Annotated in this window: 14 protein-coding genes and 2 pseudogenes; 4 read left to right on the top strand and 12 right to left on the bottom strand. The window is 66.5% G+C overall.

The genetic code is table 11. The features are described from left to right. The 3 genes and pseudogenes from BT341_RS47895 to mgtA form a co-directional block, all read right to left on the bottom strand. On the bottom strand, positions 1-219 hold the full coding sequence (locus BT341_RS47895; protein ID WP_425426485.1) for a hypothetical protein: 219 nt from the start codon (positions 217-219) through the stop codon (positions 1-3). A gap of 162 nt (positions 220-381) precedes the next feature. Continuing rightward, positions 382-632 (bottom strand): annotated as a pseudogene (locus BT341_RS47890) (MgtC/SapB family protein); the annotation flags it as partial. 125 nt (positions 633-757) lie between these two features. Further along, a complete protein-coding gene (mgtA, locus tag BT341_RS19085; protein WP_245805023.1) occupies positions 758-3,511 on the bottom strand; it encodes a magnesium-translocating P-type ATPase in 2,754 nt (917 codons plus the stop codon). A 154-nt stretch (positions 3,512-3,665) separates the two neighbouring features. Here mgtA and BT341_RS19080 point away from each other — a divergent pair, with 154 nt between their 5' ends. Further along, positions 3,666-4,016 carry an ArsR/SmtB family transcription factor gene (locus tag BT341_RS19080; RefSeq protein WP_072477597.1) on the top strand — a complete coding sequence of 117 codons (351 nt, stop codon included), beginning with the start codon at positions 3,666-3,668 and terminating at the stop codon, positions 4,014-4,016. Positions 4,017-4,234: 218 nt separating this feature from the next. On the opposite strand, the gene ftsW is transcribed toward BT341_RS19080, so the two are convergent. Beyond that, positions 4,235-5,548, bottom strand: a complete 1,314-nt coding sequence (gene ftsW / locus BT341_RS19075; RefSeq protein ID WP_072477596.1) for a putative lipid II flippase FtsW — start codon at positions 5,546-5,548, stop codon at positions 4,235-4,237. Positions 5,549-6,061: 513 nt separating this feature from the next. Here ftsW and BT341_RS46520 point away from each other — a divergent pair. Next, positions 6,062-6,446: pseudogene (locus BT341_RS46520) on the top strand (twin-arginine translocase TatA/TatE family subunit). A gap of 143 nt (positions 6,447-6,589) precedes the next feature. On the opposite strand, the gene BT341_RS19065 reads toward BT341_RS46520, so the two are convergent. Continuing rightward, complete coding sequence (locus tag BT341_RS19065) at positions 6,590-7,213, bottom strand: DUF998 domain-containing protein (RefSeq protein ID WP_245805022.1); 624 nt, start codon at positions 7,211-7,213, stop codon at positions 6,590-6,592. A 125-nt stretch (positions 7,214-7,338) separates the two neighbouring features. Beyond that, positions 7,339-8,961 carry an LCP family protein gene (locus BT341_RS19060; protein WP_218177745.1) on the bottom strand — a complete coding sequence of 541 codons (1,623 nt, stop codon included), beginning with the start codon at positions 8,959-8,961 and terminating at the stop codon, positions 7,339-7,341. 655 nt (positions 8,962-9,616) lie between these two features. Between BT341_RS19060 and BT341_RS44355 the strand changes: the two genes are divergently transcribed. After that, a complete protein-coding gene (locus tag BT341_RS44355) occupies positions 9,617-10,078 on the top strand; it encodes a hypothetical protein (RefSeq protein WP_143168597.1) in 462 nt (153 codons plus the stop codon). A gap of 130 nt (positions 10,079-10,208) precedes the next feature. Here BT341_RS44355 and BT341_RS19055 read toward each other — a convergent pair whose 3' ends face one another. From BT341_RS19055 to BT341_RS44350, 4 genes are all read right to left on the bottom strand, one after another. Then, on the bottom strand, positions 10,209-11,600 hold the full coding sequence (locus tag BT341_RS19055) for an FtsW/RodA/SpoVE family cell cycle protein (RefSeq protein WP_425426484.1): 1,392 nt from the start codon (positions 11,598-11,600) through the stop codon (positions 10,209-10,211). A gap of 1,555 nt (positions 11,601-13,155) precedes the next feature. Continuing rightward, the gene (locus BT341_RS19050) at positions 13,156-14,481 is read right to left on the bottom strand and encodes an aminotransferase class V-fold PLP-dependent enzyme (protein WP_084742918.1); all 1,326 of its coding nucleotides are present in this window, start codon (positions 14,479-14,481) and stop codon (positions 13,156-13,158) included. 23 nt (positions 14,482-14,504) lie between these two features. After that, positions 14,505-14,744 carry a Clp protease N-terminal domain-containing protein gene (locus BT341_RS19045; RefSeq protein ID WP_072477592.1) on the bottom strand — a complete coding sequence of 80 codons (240 nt, stop codon included), beginning with the start codon at positions 14,742-14,744 and terminating at the stop codon, positions 14,505-14,507. A gap of 69 nt (positions 14,745-14,813) precedes the next feature. Then, positions 14,814-15,212, bottom strand: coding sequence for a hypothetical protein (locus BT341_RS44350; protein ID WP_143168596.1), 399 nt, complete (start codon positions 15,210-15,212; stop codon positions 14,814-14,816). Positions 15,213-16,159: 947 nt separating this feature from the next. Here BT341_RS44350 and BT341_RS19040 point away from each other — a divergent pair. Further along, on the top strand, positions 16,160-16,546 hold the full coding sequence (locus BT341_RS19040; RefSeq protein WP_143168595.1) for a hypothetical protein: 387 nt from the start codon (positions 16,160-16,162) through the stop codon (positions 16,544-16,546). 60 nt (positions 16,547-16,606) lie between these two features. Here the strand turns inward: BT341_RS19040 and BT341_RS19035 are convergent, their stop codons facing one another. Next, positions 16,607-17,143 carry a hypothetical protein gene (locus BT341_RS19035; RefSeq protein ID WP_072477590.1) on the bottom strand — a complete coding sequence of 179 codons (537 nt, stop codon included), beginning with the start codon at positions 17,141-17,143 and terminating at the stop codon, positions 16,607-16,609. 833 nt (positions 17,144-17,976) lie between these two features. Beyond that, entirely contained in the window at positions 17,977-18,348 is a 372-nt protein-coding gene (locus BT341_RS19030; RefSeq protein WP_072477589.1) for a GNAT family N-acetyltransferase, read from the bottom strand. Positions 18,349-18,700 lie beyond the last annotated feature (352 nt).

The raw sequence follows: 18,700 nt of genomic DNA, 5'->3' as shown, positions 1-18,700 counted from the left end.
TCAGTTGTCTCCGTCCTGGTCAGGGTAGGACAGTTCGGTTTCCCAGCGCACGCTGGTCACCGAGGGCTCCATCGACAGCCTGCTGACCGCCGATTCCATCTGCTTGTCGTCGCGCTGCTCGGCCGACAGCTCCGCCCGCACCTGGACCAGGCCCGTGCTGTCGGCGTTGGTGCTGGTCACCGACCGCAGCGCGAAGTCGGTGCGGGACAGGGCCTGCACCAGCAGCGTCCGCACGTGCGCCTCGGCGTCGTCCTTGGTCACCGCGAGGAACGTGTACGACGTCGGTGTCTCCCGTCCAGTGGCCGGACGCCGATCCACCACCCGCCCCAGCGGCCGCAAGGCCACGTTCACCACCACGACCACAGCGGTGCCCGCCACCGCGACGGAGTAGAGCCCGGCCCCGGCCAGCGACCCCACTGCGGCCGAGCACCACAAAGTCGCGGCCGTGTTCAGCCACGCACGGTCAGGCCCTCACGCAAGATCACTCCGGCGCCCAAGAACCCGATCCCGGACACGATCTGCGCGGCCACCCTCGTCGGGTCCGCGCTGCCACCGGTGAACCCATGCGCCGACAGCAGGACAAACAACGTCGCCCCGGCCGCGACCAACGCGTTGGTGCGCAATCCGGCCATCCGGGCCCGGTACTGGCGCTCGAACCCGATCACCGTGCCCAGGCCGACGCCCGCGCCCAGGCGCAGCAAAATCTCCGCAGTCGTCATCTGCGTTCCGCTTTCCTTGCGTCATCAGAATGTGGCGGTTACCACCAGGTTCGGCGATCGAGCCGCTTGGCCAGCTGTGCGGTCAGCCCGTAGCCGAGGAGCAGGAGCGCCAGCCACAGAAGGTAGCTGCCGGGCAACGGGTGCATCTGCAACGGACCGGCCAGCGGCGACAGCGGCAACAGCAGCCCGGTCAGCCCGGCGACCGCGGCCGCGAGCAGCACTGGCCGCGACGGCCGATTCCTCCGGGTCGGCGCGGCCCGGCTGCGCAGGATCAGCACTACCAAAAGCTGCGAAAGCAGACTTTCGACGAACCAGCCGGTCTGCAAAAGCAGAGGGTCGGCGCCTGCACCGAACACCTGCCAGAGCACAGCGAACGTGGACAGATCGAACAGCGAGCTGACCGGCCCGAACACGAGCATGAAGCGGGTCAGCCCGTGTGCGTCCCAGCGGCGTGGCTTCCGCAGGTAGTCCGCGTCGACGCGGTCCCACGCGAGCGCGGTCTGGGCGACATCGTAGAGCAGGTTCGCCACCATCAGCTGGATCGGCAGCATCGGCGCGAACGGCAGGAACGCGCCCGCCACCAGCACGGTCAGCACGTTCCCGAAGTTCGAGCTGGCGGTGATGTTGACATACTTCAGCGTGTTGCCCAGCGTGCGCCGCCCCTCGACGACACCGCGGTTCAGCACGCCGAGATCCCGCTCCAGCAGCACCAGGTCCGCGGCGTCCTTGGCCACGTCGGTCGCGGTGTCCGGCGCGATCCCGACGTCGGCGGTCCGCAACGCCGTGACGTCGTTGACGCCGTCGCCGACGAATCCGACCGCGTGGCCGTTCGCCCGCAGCGCGGCCACGATGCGCGCCTTGCGTGCCGGGGTGAGCTTGGCGAACACCGTCGTGCGCTCGGCCAGCACGCGCAGGTCGGCGTCATCGGCCGTGTCGATCTCGTGCCCGAGCACGACCTCGCCGACCGGCACGCCAACCTCGGCGGCGACCCGAGCGGCCACGTGCCGGTTGTCGCCGGTGAGTATCTTGACCGCGATTCCTTGCTCGGCAACGGTTTTCACCGCTTCTGCGGCGCCCTCACGGACCGGGTCGACGAATCCGACGAGCCCGACCAGCACCATATCGGCCTCGTCGCCCTCGTCGTAGCCGCCGAACCGCGGTGCGGTCTGGCGGGCCGCGACGGCCAGGATCCGCATGCCGTGGTCGGCGTGCGCGCGTACCAGGTCTTCGACATCGAACCGTGTGGCATCGGTCAGCGCTACGATCTCGCCGCGCCGGCGGGCGTGGGTGCAGCGGGGCAGGATCTCGTCCGGATCCCCCTTGGTTATCACAATGTCCTGGCCGGCGCGGCGCACCACCACGGTGGCGCGGCGGCGGTCGTGGTCGAAACCGAGCTCGTCGACCTTGGTGAACAGCGCGTCGGTCACCAGGTCCTGATCCGCCTCGGCAAGCTGGGCCACGATCGCTTCGTCGACCCGGTCGTGCCGGTCGGCCTGGAAATGTACCGCCAGGTACGCGTATTCCGCCGCCTCGCTGTCCGGACGCCCGTCCAGGTCGATGCTGTGCGCGTAGGCCACCCGGTCTTCGGTCAGGGTGCCGGTCTTGTCCACGCACAGCACGTCCATCGCGGCGAGGTCCTGGATCGCGTTGAGCCGCTTGACGATCACCCTCTGCCGTGACAGCCGCACCGCGCCGCGCACCAGGTTGGTGGTGACGATCACCGGCAGCATCTCCGGAGTCAAGCCGACCGCGACCGCGGCGGCGAACATCCCGGCCTGTGCCCAGTTCCCGGTGACCGTGCCGTTGACCACCAGCACGATCGGCACCATCACCACCATGAACCGGATTAGTGTCCATCCCACGCGACGCACCCCGGCGTCGAAGGTGGACTCCCCCCGCGGCGTGGCGGTCTGGGTGGCCAGCGAGCCGACATATGTCGCAGTCCCGGTGGCGAGCACGACCGCGGTTGCGGTGCCGCCGATCACCGACGTCCCGGCGAAACACAGCGCGGGCACATCCACGATGTCGACCGGTGCCCGGTGCCGGCGCTGCCGCGTGGCCGGTACCCGCTTCGGTACGGGCAGGGCCTCACCGGACAGGGCGGACTGATCGACTACCAGGTCCGTGGCCGTCACGACGCGAACGTCGGCCGGCACAACGTCGCCGCGCCGCAGCAGCACAACGTCCCCGGGCACCAGATCCGCTGTCGGGACTTCCCGTTCGAGCCCGGCGAACCCGGAATCAGCCCGGCGCCGCACGGTCACGGTGGTGCTCACCTGCGCGCGCAGCGCCCGCACCGCCCGGTCCGAGCGGGTGTGCTGCCACCACCGCAGACCCACGCTCAGCACAATCATCACACCGACGGTGATCGCGCCCCGCAGATCACCTGCGACCGCGAACACGACGCCCAACCCGGTGAGCAGCGCCACGAACGGGCTGCGCACCGCGTCCCAGACTCGCTCCGGCACGCTGAGGCCGGTCTCGGCCCCGACCCGGTTATCGCCGTGGCGGTGCAGCCGCTCGGCCGCCTCGGACTCGGTCAGGCCCTTCGGAGAGCTCCGCAGCTGCCGGTAGACGGCGAGCACCGGAGCGTCACCGAGCTCACGCAGCGACGTGTCGTCGCCGGCCGGGACCGCGTGCAGCAGGGACATACGGGTCATGAGGAGGTCCTGTCCGTGGGGGCCGAAGCGGTGGAGAATGACTGCGGCACAGACCACGCGGACCGCATGAGGGCTACCCCAGCACGGCGGGGAAGGGCCGGACATCCGCGCGATCGTGACTACTACTTCCATCGCTGGTCATCCAGCTCACCTCCCTCCACAGAACAACATCCGCCCGGCACCCGGGCGGCCGGTCCCAGTACAGCGCACAACCCCGCAACAGTCAAACACTTGTCCAACTGACCTTCGTGCGTCACGCTACAAGGCATCACGCGAAAGGACCTCCGTGGCCGCAGATCCTCCACCGCCACCGCTGTCGCCCGACCTGCTGCAGGACGCCGCCGCCGTCTTCGGGCTGCTCTCGGCCCCCGTCCGCCTGCACATCCTCTGGCTGCTCGCTGGCAGTGAGCGCGACGTCGGCACCCTCGCCGAGGAAACCGGGCAGAGCGTCGCCACCGTCAGCCACCACCTCGGCAAGCTCAAACTCGCCGGCCTCGTCCGCGCCCGCCGCCACGGCAAGCACCAGATCCACTACGTCGACAATCCCCACGTCGCCCACATCGCCCAACTCGCGATCGACCACCACCGGGAACTGCGCGCCGAGCAGTCCCGCCGACGACGAACACAAGCTGGATGACCAGCCTTCGTCCCGCGGCCGCGGTTCGACCCTGGGCGCCGGAGTCCCACCGGTCGCGGCTCCCGACGCCTGCCGGCCGGTCCCGGCCGGCGGGCGCGGGATCATCGATGCCGCTCCTAATGGGACTTCCCGCAATTCTGGACGTCGAGCTGGATGACGTTCCCGCGTCGGTCAGGGCACTCCCCCGGTACCGGCGTGCCGGACGTGTGGCCGGTCTATCAATGCCGAAGATCCGGACGTCGTGCCGGACCGGTACCGGAGCGCGCGATCTGAGGCTGCCGGTGGCGATCTGTCGCCATGGACGCGGCTCGCGGTTGGGGCAGGCGGAGGAGGCTGCCTATCCGGCCGGGGCCGAGCGTCCTCAGGTCGGCGACGGCGTCCGGTTCGTGGCGGGCGCAGTGGGCGAGGACACCGAAGAGAAACATGGTCACCACCAGGGACGTCCCGCCGTAGGAGATCAGCGGCAGCGTGACGCCGGTGACCGGCAGGATGTTGACGACGTAGCCGATGTTGATCGCGGCCTGGGCCACCACCACGACCGTGATCGTCCCGGCCACCATCCGGATCCACGGGTCGCGGTTGCGGATGGCGATTCGCATACCCACACTCGCAACCCCGCCGAACAGGACAAGCACGACCACGCAGCCGACGAAGCCGAGTTCCTCTCCGACGAGGGCGAAGATGAAATCGTTCTGGACGTTCGGGAGATATCTCCACTTGGAGGCGCCCCGACCGAGCCCCACGCCCAGCAAACCCCCGTCGGCCAGGGCGTACTTCGCCTGCAGCGCCTGATAGTCCGCACCGGAAGCGTCCCCGCCGGACACAAACGACAGCACCCGCGCAAGCCGATATTGCGCGGCGAGAGCAAGCACCAGGAATCCGACACCGGCGCCGGCCACCAGAACCGCGAACAGCCGTTTCGGCGCACCAGCGAACCACAGCAAGGCAATCAGCACGATCCCCAGCGTGATCGTGCCGCTCAGGTTCGGCTGGGCCATGACCAACGCGAACATCAGCAGCCCAGCCGGGACCACCGGCACCAGCAGATGCCGCCAATGCCGCAACAGCCGGGACTTGATCACCAAGATGTGTGCGCCCCAGAGTGTGAGGGCAACCTTGGCGACTTCGACCGGTTGCAGAGAGAGCGGGCCGAGGGCGAACCACCGCTGCGCACCGTCCATAGAGACCCCGAGCGGAGTGATGACCAGGACCAGGAGCGCCAATGCCACGATCATCACCAGCGGCGACGCTCGCCTGAGTGCCGGCAACGGTGTCCGCAGGGCTGCCCAGAAGGCACACAGCCCAGCTCCGATGTAGGCCAAGTGACGGTAGAACGTGCCGTAGACACCGGATCCAGTGTGCGGATCGTAGGCTGAAGCAGCCGATGCCGATAGCACCATCACTGCACCGAGCAGAGTCAGCAGGCCACACAGCCCCAGAACCAGGTGAAACGACGCCAGCGGCCGGGACAGCCAGGCGACCGTGGCAGTCTGCAGCCGTGCCCTCCGGCCCTCTCCGGCCCTGTTGACCACGCTTACCCCGCCGAATTTCCTGGTTCCTTGTGGAAACGTTGCTTCAGGTCTGTCGGAGCAGAGTCCGCTACATGTCCTGATAGGACGCTGAGACCGGCCTCGGTCGGGTGAATGTCGTCAATGCGGATGAACAGCCGACCAGACGCGAACAGGTGACCTCGCCCGCGACCCGGGTTGCGATTCGTCGTGCCTTCGCTGCACCGACTGAGCGAAGCCCCGTGCACGGAGGTACCGCCGACGTTGATCACGGTTCCGGCTCGGCACACAGCCCCATGGAAGGCCTCTCGCGCTTTCCGGTTCCGACGCCACAGCCGGCTCGCGAAACAGCGCCCGCGACGCCGGGTCGGAGCCGACCGAGGATCACCCGCGACAATGCCGGCGATCACCGGCACAGCACACTGAACCGCCATTCTGGCGCACTCCGCGGCGTCATCGCTCCCCCGCTGTCCGGACAGGTAGCTACCATGGCAGGCGCCGCCCGGCTCGGCGCGGCACTGCAGCGAGGAGTCTGGCGTGTTCGGTCTCAGCTTGGATCATCTTCTGGTCCTGCTGGTCGCGGGCTTGTTCATCCTCGGCCCGGAGCGGCTGCCCGAATCCGCCCGCTGGCTGGCCCAGACCCCTGCGCAAGGCCCGAAGCTTCGCCTCGGGCGCACAGGAGCAGATCAGCAGCGAACTCGGACCGGAATTCCAGCAGCTTCGTAAGCCCCTGCAGGACCTGCAAGCCCTGCGCAGCTTCGACCGCAAGACCGCGCTCGGCCGGTACCTGCTCGAGGACACCTTCGCCGAACCACCCATGGGCGGCGCCGAAACGCCGCATGAGCGCCCTGACCCCGCGGCGGGCAGCAGGCTCCCGTCGCGGACCGGCGAGCGAGCACCCATCGACCCCGACGCGACCTGAACCCGGGCACCGTTCCGGCCTGGCAGGCAGCGCATGCCACCGACAATCGGAACAGACGTCGGCTGAAGCGTCAGTACGCTCTCACGGCTTCCGTAGCCCCCCGCGGTGTCGAAGGCGACGGCTGTACATCGCGGAGCTGACCGTCATCGGCCAAGAGCGCCAGCGGCACCCGCTGAGCCCGGGGCGGTGTCTTCGGTGCCGGCGGGGCGGACCCAGCGGGCGAGCACGACCAACAGCGCCAGTTCGAGGGCCGCCATCATGCGCTCCACCAGCCCCGTCGCCACGGTCGGCAGGTGTCCACCGAGCAGAACGTTGGCAATGAACGGGACGATGAACGGCAGAAAGAACGGGATCGTGGCCAGCGCCAGGCGTCGAGACCACGCCGCCGAGCGCCGCCAGCGCGGCTCGTGGCGGTGGCGGCGTCCCAGCAACCAGCCGGCCATCGGCAGGCTGACACACGAAACGGCGGTGGCGTACAGGTGGGCCTTGCCGGTCGGAGTGACCGCGCCGCCTTGAGGGTCCTTGCTGAACACCGCGACCGCCGACACGCTGAGACACCAGGCCGCCATGGCCGACACCGCCGGCCAGCCCATCAGCACGCGACGGCGGTACAGCACCGCCAGCACCACAGCCGACCCAGTCGCGATCAACGCCAGCGCCGCGTCCCACATCCACCAACCAGGACACCACGCGTAGTCCGACAACATCGCGGTCGCGGGGTTGATCGGCCCCCACCGACGGTCCACATGCAACACCACCAGCAGCATGCCGGCGACAGTGAACACGGCCTGTGCGGCCAACACCCCAACTCGACAGCGGCCCGCGGCACTTAGGGCGGCAGCCACCGACGACGGCATGGGCAGAGACACCGTGCAGAACTCCTCGTGAACGATCAGTTGACGCAGGGAATGCCGCTGCCGTCGACCGTGCCGCCCTGCGGCCCGGCAGCCGGGGGTGGCTCGGCTGCGGACGCGGTCCCAGCCGACGTCGCGGCTGCTGCGGGCGTGCCGGGTGCGGCGTCGGCTCCATGCGGTCCAAGCGCAGCCGGCAGGCTGAATCCGGTGCCCAGGGTAATCCGGAGGTGGCCCTTGGGCACGCGGGAGTCGGCGGCGATCGGCAGTCCGCCCAGCAGTGACGCGGCCGTAGCTGCATCGTCTTTCTCGCCCGCGCCGTACGCGATCGACGAAGCGGTAGCAGCGGTATTGGCCAGCTGACCGGTGCGGAAACCATACGGCGCCAGCGCCGTCGCGACTGTCGAGGCCAGCCCCGATTTACCGGTGGCGTTGCGCACGTCGACCGTGGCCGACGCCCTGATCTGCGGGGTCACCGGTGCCGGAGCCACGAGGCCGAACGCAACCCGGACCGCCGCGCGGACCTGGTCTGTGTCGACCTTGTTCACATCCTGACCGTTGACTTTCTCGTACCCGGCGATCGGGAGGGTGGTGAACTCGAGGTCGCCTCCGGTGAGGTTCTGCGCATGCTGCGCGAACGCCAGGATGTCCCATCCCGAGGAGATCACCACGTCCCTCTTGGCGGTGTCGATGAGGTCCTGCAGCTTGCCGAGGTCGGTGAACGTGCCGACGCTATGCAGCTTGTGCGCGGCCGAAGCGATGAACGCCTGCTGCCGGTGCGTGCGATCCAGGTCCCCGTTGTCCAAGCCGTGCCTTTGCCGCACGAAGGACAGTGCCTGCGCCCCGTTCAGCGTCTGATGCCCCGCCGGGAAGTCCGCGCCCGAGTAACTGTCCTTCACCGGGTGGTTCAGGCACACCTCCACCCCGCCCAAGGCGGTGGCGAGATCGTAGAAACCGGCCAGATTGATCTCGGCGAACCGGTCGATCGGCACATCCAGGAAGTTACGGACCGTTTCGAGGGTCTTTTTCCGGCCGGCTTCGCGCCCCTTGTGCTCCAGTTCCGCCTTGTCCGTGATTCCCTGTTTGGCAAGGTTCTGCTCGGCGCAGAACTTCGCCAGCCCGTAAGCTTCTTTGATCTTGACCTTGGTGTATCCGGGAATGCCCTGCACGGGGACGTAGTCGTCGCGCGGAATCGAGACGGCGGACACCTTGCCGCCGTTGCCGGGGATGTGCATGAGGATCAGCGTGTTGGTGTTGTAGCCTCCCTCGCTGCCGTCCCCGGCGTGCAGCTGGTCGAGGACCTCTTTGGGTAGCTGGTTGCCGTCTTGGTCCTTGCGGGAGTCCAGGCCGATCAGCAGGATGTTCTGGTCGCTGCCGAGGGATTTCGGTCCGCTCGGATCGAGCGCGTCGGAGGTGTTCAGTCCGCCGGCGAGGCTGATCAGCATCGTCGAGGCCACTCCGGCGCCGGTCAGCACGAGCAACGACATCAACCCGACCGCGACCCGGCCGGCCACCAAGGCTGGACGCCGCCGACGGCGCACCGCCGCGGTAGCGCGGACCTTGGAGCCCTCGCGACGATCAGCTGGGCCGGTACCGCCGGTCGGAGTCCGCCCCGGAGCGGGGCCGCGGCGCGGCGACGACGCCCGCTGCTGCTCGTAGTCCAACTGCCAACCCCCATCACCATGCTCGGAGCATTTCCGGTCCTGTTGAGACCTTCGATGCGCCGCGCGCGGCGTGCCTGCCCAGTCCCGTACCACACGCGGCGCGTCCTGACCGTACCCAGAGGGTGCTGAGGTTTCGGTGAGTGGCCCATCAGGTTCGGCATCGTCCGAGCGGCGAGCCTACGCGTCCGGCGCACAATACGCGGCACTCGCTTAGCGCTTGCTGAGAGCCGCGGCGCAAAAAGGATGCGGGTCACCGCCCGGCAACTTCCCTCCGCAGTTGTCGTTGCAAGCAAACCGGACTGTGCGGCACACACGTGAAAAGGCGACAGCCCAGCTGAGCCGCGTCGACGATCGGCGAACGTTGCCTCGCCACGGCGGACCAGTACTCGTCGCCGAGTGCGGAACCACCTGCGCGACCGGGCAGGGCGCCATCTCAACGTCCTCTCAACGACTCCGTCGCACACTCGGCTCAGACACGCGCCCGAAGCCGAACAGGAACCGTCTCGATGGTCGAACGCGACAGATCCGGGCCAGCCGACGGCTACGGAGACCGCTGCGACCTCACTGTCCCGGCGGAGCAGCCGAGGCACAGCTCGTCGTCGCGAGTCACTGCATCGGCCACTGGATGACAGCCGCGTCAGCGGAAGCGGCTGCGGTGAATGAGTTGCGGCAGTGCGCAGCGCTGCTGTTGGCCACCGGGATCGCGGCGAGCCTGCTCACCGGATGCGGCGCGACGCCTGGCGCGGATTCGGCCATCGTCCGCCGCAACTGCGACTCCAGCCTGCGTCCTGAATCCGTCGCGCTTCGGGCCACCCCTCCCCGACCCGATCTGTGTTTCGGCGGCGGCATCGGCGCCATGATCATCCCGGGAACCATGGTCACCGTGTTCGAATCCGGTGACTACACCGCCTGCGTCGGCCGGGAGGCCTGGAGCACCTGCCTGGACCCCCGGGCACCGCGTCACCCTCAACACGACGATCACCAACGTCGGGATCTGCCCTGCCGGGGACTGGTCAGGATGCCTGGACCGGCTGCCCTCGGCTCCGGCAAGCGCTGTGCCCTCGGAGGGCGATCCGGTCCCGTCAAGCTCCGTTGGACGGTGAGCCCGCCGCCGTAGACCAGGGCACAACCGCGCGCCGTGTGGATCGCGGTAGCGGCTGGCCCGGAAGTGAACCCGCCGGGTCGATTCCCGTGCGCATCACATGCAGCGGTTCACCTCGTGGCGTAGCTGTCCGGCATTCCCCGTATCAGCGCGGCTGGACCGGTGGGGTGGCGGGTGCCTTGACCAGCACGGTGTGCGCTTCGGCCAGCGGCGCTTGGCGTGGCGGCGCCGCGGCCGGGCCGGGTGCCGGCCGGCGAGCGGCATCGGAGATCCGCAGGAGCAGGGCCACGAGCATGTAGTTCGCGAGAAGTGACGAGCCACCCTTCGACAGGAACGGGGCGGTGATCCCCGTTTCCGGGATCAGCTTCGTGACCCCGCCGACGACCACGAAGATCTGCATGACGACAGCGAAGGACAAGCCGACACCGAGCAACTTGCCGAAGGTGTCCCGCACCGCCAGCGCGGCGCGCATCCCACGCATCGCTAGGATCAGGTAGACCATCAGGATCGCCGCGAGACCGACGAATCCGAGCTCCTCGCCGATCGCCGCGGTGATGAAATCGGTACTCGCTTCGGGCACCATGTCCGGGCGACCCGCGCCGAGGCCGGTGCCGCCCACCCCGCCGGTCGCGATCCCGAACAACCCCTGGGCCAGTTGGTAGCCCCCGCCGGGCTGGTCATAGGTGGCCAGCGGGTCGATCCAGTTCGCCACGCGCTGGCGGACGTGGTTGAACAGCAGGTACGCGAGCACGCAACCGGCCGCGAACACGACCAGACCCAGCCCGACCCAGATCCCGCGCTCGGTGGCGACGTAGATCACCACGAGCACGATGCCGAAGAACAGCAACGCCGCCCCGAGTTCCTTCTCGAACGCCAGGATGGCCATGCAGCCCAGCGCGGCGATAAGGATCGGGCCCAGGTCGCGTGCACGCGGCAGTTCGACGCCAAGCACCTTCTTGCCCGCCGACATGAACAGTTCCCGCTTCGCCACAAGGAACGACGAGAAGAACACCAGCAGCAGGATCTTGGCGAACTCACCGGGCTGGATCGACAACGGGCCGAGCTTGATCCAGACCTTCGCCCCGTTGACTTCCGACATCGAACTGGGCAGTACCGCCGGCAGCGCGATAGCGACGATACCGGCCAGCCCGGCCATGTACCCGAACCGGGCCAGCCGCCGGTGGTCTTTCACCACGATCAGCACCAGGAGGAACAGCACCAGCGCGAGGACGGTCCATAGGACCTGCTTCGGCGCCTCTGCCGCGAAGGTGTCGTTGTTCTGGGTAGCTTTCGCGGCCTGTGCCAGGTCGATCCGGTAGATCATCACCAGCCCGATCCCGTTGAGCAGGGCCGTGCACGGTAGGACCAGCGGGTCAGCATGCGGTGCCCACCGGCGGGTCGCGAGGTGGGCGATCGCGAAGATCGCGAAGTATCCCAGCCCGTACCACACCACGACCGCGGTGAGTTCGTGGTCCTGGTTGCTTTCCACCAGCACGAAGGCGAAGGCCACGATGACGGTGGCGAAGCCGAGCATCATCAGTTCGGTACCGCGACGCGTCGTGGACTGCTGAGACGGACCAGCGGGTGACGCGTCCGTCACTGTCCCCTTCACGCGTGGAATCATCGATTATGTTCCGAACCCTCATCGGCGCCGACGGATGAAGTGTCCTGTGTGGACACAGTTGCACGCTCGGCACAACGGCATTGCCGCCGGCAACCGTAGGCGGCCGGAATCCGAGCTGGTTCCCGATCGTATTCAGGGTTCCCTGGCAAATCGCTGAGAAGCGGAAGTGGCGCCGGGCGGTCAGATCAGCTTCCAGGGAATGTCGGCGTCCTCGTCGAGGTAATGAGAGTCACACGCGCGGTGGTAGCCGTCGGGGACGGGAAGGTCACCAAATGTACCAGGCCTGGGGGCGTCCCCGCGCACGAGCAGAACCGGCGAGAGCGCCGTACCCTTCCGAATCTTGGCGTAGGCAACGCGTAGCGCCGAATTACGCAACGGCACGTGACTGCCGGTCACCAACATGACGAGCGCGAAGCCAGCGGAGGCGACGAAGGACAGGACCCTTCGTCGGCGTTCACCCAGCCCGCTACCAGACGCACGGCGCCGACCGGAGATCTGCTGCCCGGACCCGTCAACCCAGCGGTGAAGGCGCGATCGAGCGGATACTCCTGGAGGCCTCCAACTCGCCGCGCGGCACCTCGAGCGCGTTCAGCCCGCCACGACGAGACGTCGCCGTTCCGGGCACGACCGGCCCGACACCGGCGGAGTCATTCCTGCCATGTTGCGACGCGCTCGACGAACGTCGGCGGAGCCACCGTGAGCGACGAAGAGCAGCAGCAATCCTAGTATGCCAAGCACGACGTGGCCCGAGGCGAGGCAGACGACGCATAGCACCGCCCACACGGCAAACCTCATGCCCAGCCGTCCACTTCGAACATAACGCGCTCCTCACGACGATCCGGAAAGCCACCATCCGCACGTGGGGGACGTTGGCCATCCCGAGGCACGTGACGCTATCCGGCAGATGCTGGCAAAACGCTGAGAGAAACCCATGCCCGCCATCCCGCGGGCGGTGCGCATCTGGCGAACTACGGGTCTCTTCAGCGGCAGCCGCCTAAAAGCCGACCTCGCATGATCGACCCCGCAGCAACTGGGCGGGCAGAACATGAACACAGCGTTGCTGCGCTGACAAGCGCGGGGGCGGGTGTCCCGGTCGGGCCGACGCACTCGGGCGGAGCCTGGCCGGCACAAGGCCGCCGATCCGCAGCCCGGCTGCGGGTGACTCGGACACCACCCGGCGCTACGGCGAAACCGGCGTACAGGGTTACCGAGAGAAAACGCTAGGTGTGCCCGGCAGATCCCGTTCACGATTCGCCTATACGTCAAGGGCAGCCCTGGCAGGGGTAAGTTGGCAGTGCGGGATTGTATGCAGAGCCGGTGCGTGGGTCCAGGCCAGCCACGCTCGAGCCGAGTCGTCCCAAGCGCCACCCCGAGCCTGCCGCCTCACATCGTGTCTGATCGGCGAGCAGTGCACATCGGTACCGCTGAGCCCTGAGAACCCCTTGCCGTGGGCCGCGTGCTCAGCCGATCAGAGGGTTGCCACCGCTGCCAGCAGTTGGTCTACTTCCGCAGGTGAGGTGACGATGCTGGGGCCTACTCGCACTGCCGTTGTGGCGTACGGCGTCGTGGTCGCGATGATGTCGAAGCCTTCGCGTAGTGCCTGTACCGTGTCGGCCGGGCTGGTGCCGTTGACGGTGAAGCACACGATGCCGGCGAAAAGTCCGGGGGCGTACGGTGTCAGAAGACGGACGTGAGGCAGGCGACGGAGACCGTCGAGGAGCTGGGCTGTTTGGCTAAGGGTGCGCTCCTGGATCGCTGTTCGTCCGATCGTTTGCTGGAACTCGAAGGCGTGCTCGAGTGCCCAGCGGTGCTCGAATGCGTGGTAGCCGCCCGGTGTCTGGATGTAGCCAGGCGGTGAGGCTGGTGGTGGTGGCTCGGTGATCCAGGTGAAGTTCGGGATGGTCGGGTCGATCTGGCGCCACGCCTCGGGCCGGCCGATGATCAGTCCGGTGCCGCGGGCGCCGAAGAGCCATTTGTGACCCGAGGTGACGAGGAAGTCACAGCCGATGTCCGCGAAGTTGATACTGAGCAGGCCGCAAGCATGGACGGCGTCGACGCAGAGCAAGATCCGGTCCTCTGGTGACCGATTGCTGTTGATCTCGGTGATATGGTCGGCGATTTCACGGATCGGGATGGTGACGCCGGTGCCGGAGTGCACCCAGGTGAGTGCCACGCAACGTGTGTTGGGTTGGATGTTCGCGGCGATGGTGTCGAGCATCTGATCAATCTGGGCTGCGGCAGGGTCGGTGTACAGCGCGATCGTACGGATTGAGATGCCTGATCTGATCGAGCGAAGCCGAAGCGACTCTTTGGTCGAGTAGAAGTCGTGGACGGTTGTGAGGACTTCTTGATCCGCTCGGATCCGCATACCGTTGTACAGCATCGCCAGCCCGGCCGTTGCGCTGCCAGTTACCGCGATGTCGCGATATGACGCGCCAAGACAGGCGGCTGCGCTCTTCCGGGTCGCCAGGTCGAAGGCCGCATCGTGGGCCCGGTGGTAGCCGATCGGATCCTGATCCAAATTGGCACGATGCTCGGCAATGGCCGAGCGGACCGGCGCCGGGTGCGGGGCTAGGACGTACGCGGAGAACTGGGCCTGATCGGTTCGGAGCTGGAACTGCTCGCGAACCCAGCTCCAGCCAACGGCTGCGCGGCAATCCGGGCCAGGAGGGCTCACAGCCGCGGGCCACGTGAGCCGTTGCGGACGATTGGCAGTGGGCGCCACGGCCGCCGCTGATGCGATCATGAACCGGCGGCGATTGATATCGCGGCCGCCGAGAGCTGCGGATGACATTCGCCTCCGATCGCTGAACAGGTCTATGCGTTGTATGCCTCGGAGCGCATGGTCTCCAGCAAAGTCTGCCGGATGGCATCGCGGTCAGCGATCTTGCCCAGCTGCTGCGCGGGGAGCGAGTGTTCGTTCTCAAGGATTGCAACGAAAAGGTGCTCGACGCCGACATGGCTGTGGCCGAGTTCGTCCGCCAGTTGGGAGGCACGCTTCACAACGTCGCTGTAGCGCGGTGTAGGCCGGGGTCCCGAAGCGGTAGTGTCGGTCATAGCTTCCTCTATGTGGACAAGCACAGCGTGCGGGGCGAGGCGATGGGCTCGCCCCCGTTGCCGCTGAGCTTAGTTCCGAGCGCCAGCCAGCGACACCGCACGCTGCAGCTCCACAGCGCAGGGCGTGGCACTGTCAGAGGCGAGACATCCCCTGCTGTTGTACCACAGCCACTGATCGCGATTGTCGTGATAGATGCACTCATACAACTCGCCGGTGTCGTCGGCCCAAATGTCGCCGTCGTTTCCGGCGCTGCAGTCCGGCGCCCACGGGCAGGGGTATGGCGTGGTGTTGCCGTCCTTGCACCAGGCGTTCGAGTCAACGCGCATGGGACTCTGGACGACGCCTTGCGTGACCGCGGTCCCGCCAGGTGTTGGTGTCGCGTGAGCGAGCGCGGCACCAGCACCAGAAACGAAAAGTGTCAGGCAGAACGCGATCGTTGCAACAAGAATGGTCGAAGCGCGTTTCATTTTTTGAACCCCCTCGGAAGGATCCCAACGAGCGGAAACTAGCAGTCTGCGACAGAAGGTAACCAACCCGGTTGGATCGTAGTTATCGTGTGACGGCTGGTCGAGTTGGGGCAATAGTCCATACGGGTGACCGACGGTGGACTATCAAAAAGTGCCCCCAAGGTCAGCATCTGTTGTGATTTTCGCTGAAAGTTCCCGACGTGGGAGCGTTTTTGGCAGATTGCTCATCTGCGTGTCTGTCGACACTGGGCTGCGCAGGCTGGAAAAGGCAAAAGCGACACGTTGCACAATTATGTAAATCTGGGATAATCGAAGACAAACACCCCTCGCCACGGTGGCGGACCGCTGACTACTGGCGCGAGGGAGTTGAGCCGTCCTGATGGCGGCGGCTTGACACCCGTGCGTGCGCCGGCCGGGAATCCACCGTGACCACGAGCGAGCGCCGCGCCACCGTTCCCTTGATCTGGTCGCGCCAGGTCAAGCTGATTCCCCGCGCGGCGACAACTGACGGCCGGCCGGGGAACCTGGCTCCGGTGCGCGTGAACACGCCAACAATCAGGACAGAAGGCCCTAATCGAGGCAAAAGCCACGGCTTGGTCGCGCTCTCGGAGGATGTTTGACCACTTCACCCGTTCAGCGGTGTGGATCTACCTTCACGTCGATAGCCTGCGATTAGGCGGTTAGGTGAACGCCAATCGTAGTGAGCAGGGGGGTCTGCTTGGGTACTCAGTCTTGAGTTGTGATTGTTACGTTTGTGCCGGCATACCTCGGATTAATTTTTATTCATCAGATAATCTGGCTGAACACTTATCTCAGGTGGGGTCATGTTACGATCGAATTTGCCCAAGAGGTGCATGGCGCTGTGTGCCGCAGTGGTCCTGACAATGTTCGGCGTCGTAGGCGTCGCAAACGCCAGTTCAACCCGGACACCTAAGCACTGCATCACGGTGGTCGAGAAGATTCCAGGCAAGCATGGAAAGTCCAGAGTGGTCTCGAACAGGTGCGCCACTTCTGCGGAGCCGCTTTTCGCGCCCGCGTCCGATGTCTTGCTGGTCACCTTCTATCAGGATGCTGCCTATGGCGGCGACCACGACGATGTATATGGCAGCTCTGGCCCGTGCGACTCAGAAGGCTATGGGTTGTCCGACCTGAGCGATGCCAGCGACAATGTGTCTGGCATCAGCTCGTACATCTACGGCAACGACTGCAACGACCAGACGTACTGGACAGACACGGACTACTCCGGCGCCTCCAACAGCAACCTCAACGACTGTCCGTATGTTGGCGACACGTGGAATGACAATCTCTACTCGATGAAGCTTCGACACAGCTAGGCAGATCATATCCCGACGTCCGGCACTCCATTGCGGAGTGCCGGACGGCGTCGCCTGGGTTTATGAAGAAGATTCGGTTGTCGTCGTGTAGTAAGCGTCAAGCCACATGGTGCAGTTGATGATCGTTGGTGCCGCATCTGCCTCGGCGCTGCTGTCTGCGTCGATGTTTTGACTCGTCAGCAACATTCCGTTTTCCTCATGAAGCAACAATCGGTGCCGGACGTGCCGATCGGTATCGATGTGGCTGATCGCGACGCCGGACCTGCCGAGCCTGTCCTCGATTGCACTCTCCACCGTCAAGTCGGGTTGCTGCGCCAAGCAGAGCAGAAGCAAACGTTGTAACTCCGGTGAGACAACCTGCGTCTGCCACACCGTTGTGAACGACTTCATCACGCTCGCCGTGGACTCACGACGGCTCTTCCCCTGCAGTCGGCCAGCGATCGTGGGCAAATCGGCAGCGGTCAGAAAATCGGCCGGCAGGCCGCCGGGCGGGTAATACCCGCTCGGGCGGACCGCCGTTTCACCTTGGATGACCAGCAGGCGACCCGAACCGTCTGGTGCTATCCACTGACGGCGATCGAGGAAATCCGTGCTCACCGAACGAACCTGGACACCCGTGCGATCGACGGTGCGGATGGTGTGTCGATACCACCCCGACGTATGCACATAGTGGTACAGCCCGGTCCCCCGCGGAACCGGTGCACGACTCACACGATCAGCCAAGGCACGCAAAAGGTCGGCTGAGCTTGACATCGGACGCCTCGATTTTTCCAAAGAGCAACGACGTAGTTCCCGATACTGGCACATCCTCAACATCTCGGCCAGTAGCCAACCAGGGCGGAATAACGGCAGGGCCTTGACTGGCCGCCTTTTAGGCTCCAAGGTTGACGGACGGCACGTTGTCCGCGGCCGCGTGGTAGTCGAGGGTTCAAGCTGGGCAAGCCAGGCGTCGCCGAGGCGCTTCCAGCCGTACGTAGCCCAACTCACACCGGACGTCAGCTCCGACCAGCCGAGATCGACGAAACTGGTCACAAGTTCCGGGACGGAGCAAGCATCCGTGAGCTGCCATGGCCTCCGGCCACGAACTCACCGAGCTGCCCGGCTACCGCTGGCTGCTGTTTTGAGCCGGTCGCCGCGTCATCCGTGTGAATCGCTGTTTCATGGTCCGGCGGCAAGGCGGGGACGGGATTCTTGCCACCGGACCGACCACGGCTCATTGTGCCGTTGAGAGTAAGATGTCTCCGACCGCTCGGATATTGCTGACCGTCGGCCAACGGTGGCCGCGACCGGCCGGGTATCCGGCGAGCCGGTCGGTCCGGTCGGCGGCGGTGTCACTGCCAACGCGGCCGTGGCGGCCGCTTCCGCGCGTCATCTCCCGATTGAGCTAGGCAGCGCAGGCATGGTCGGCGGCGCGGGGCATGATCGCTGAGTCATTGCCAAGATCTGTGGATCGGGCCAGGCTGAAGCGTTTTGGCGGACATCCTGACCTTGATGTTGTTCTCGCCGTGCTGGGTGACTTCGTGCAGGTCCAGTCGCTGGTAGAGGGCCTGGGCCCGCTGGTTGACGACGAGAACGTCCAAGTTGAGTTCCCAACCCTGCTGGCGGGCCTGGTGCAGGAGGCTGCGGATGAGCTGGCTGCCGATCCCGCGTCCCTGGCGGTCGGGGTGGATCTCGATTCTCGCAGGGTAGATGTCCGTCGGCCGGTGCTCGATGTGGAGCATGCCGGCGTCTGTGCCGTCGGCGGTGATGAAAAAGACCGGCCGCAACCGCGTCGTTCTCGCGGCACCCACCGAACTCGCCACCGCGGATGGCTCCGCCGCCGACCCAACCACGCCACCGACCGTGTAACGACCGCGCGTCCCGCTGGTCCACTGCTCTCATTGTGTTTCCGATGGTCCCGGCAGTGTGGAATCAGAACCGCGTTCGGGGGAAGCCTGCGCCCTGGGACTCGTCTGCGTTGGCCGATGGCGATACAAGGTGCCAGTCGGTGCCCGGATGCCCCGGCAGGTTCGGGGGGCCGATGCCCTGCGGGCTCCGGGCATCGGCGCGTCACCCGACTCGGTGAACTCCGGTTCCGGACGTCATTGTCGCCGCCGCGTGCCCTCTTGTCTGACGCTGAGGTGATCGGTCCGGCACGCCCCCCGACCGTCCCGA

Source organism: Amycolatopsis australiensis, from assembly GCF_900119165.1.
GTDB lineage: Bacteria > Actinomycetota > Actinomycetes > Mycobacteriales > Pseudonocardiaceae > Amycolatopsis > Amycolatopsis australiensis.
This window is presented reverse-complemented; position numbering and strand designations above follow the sequence as displayed.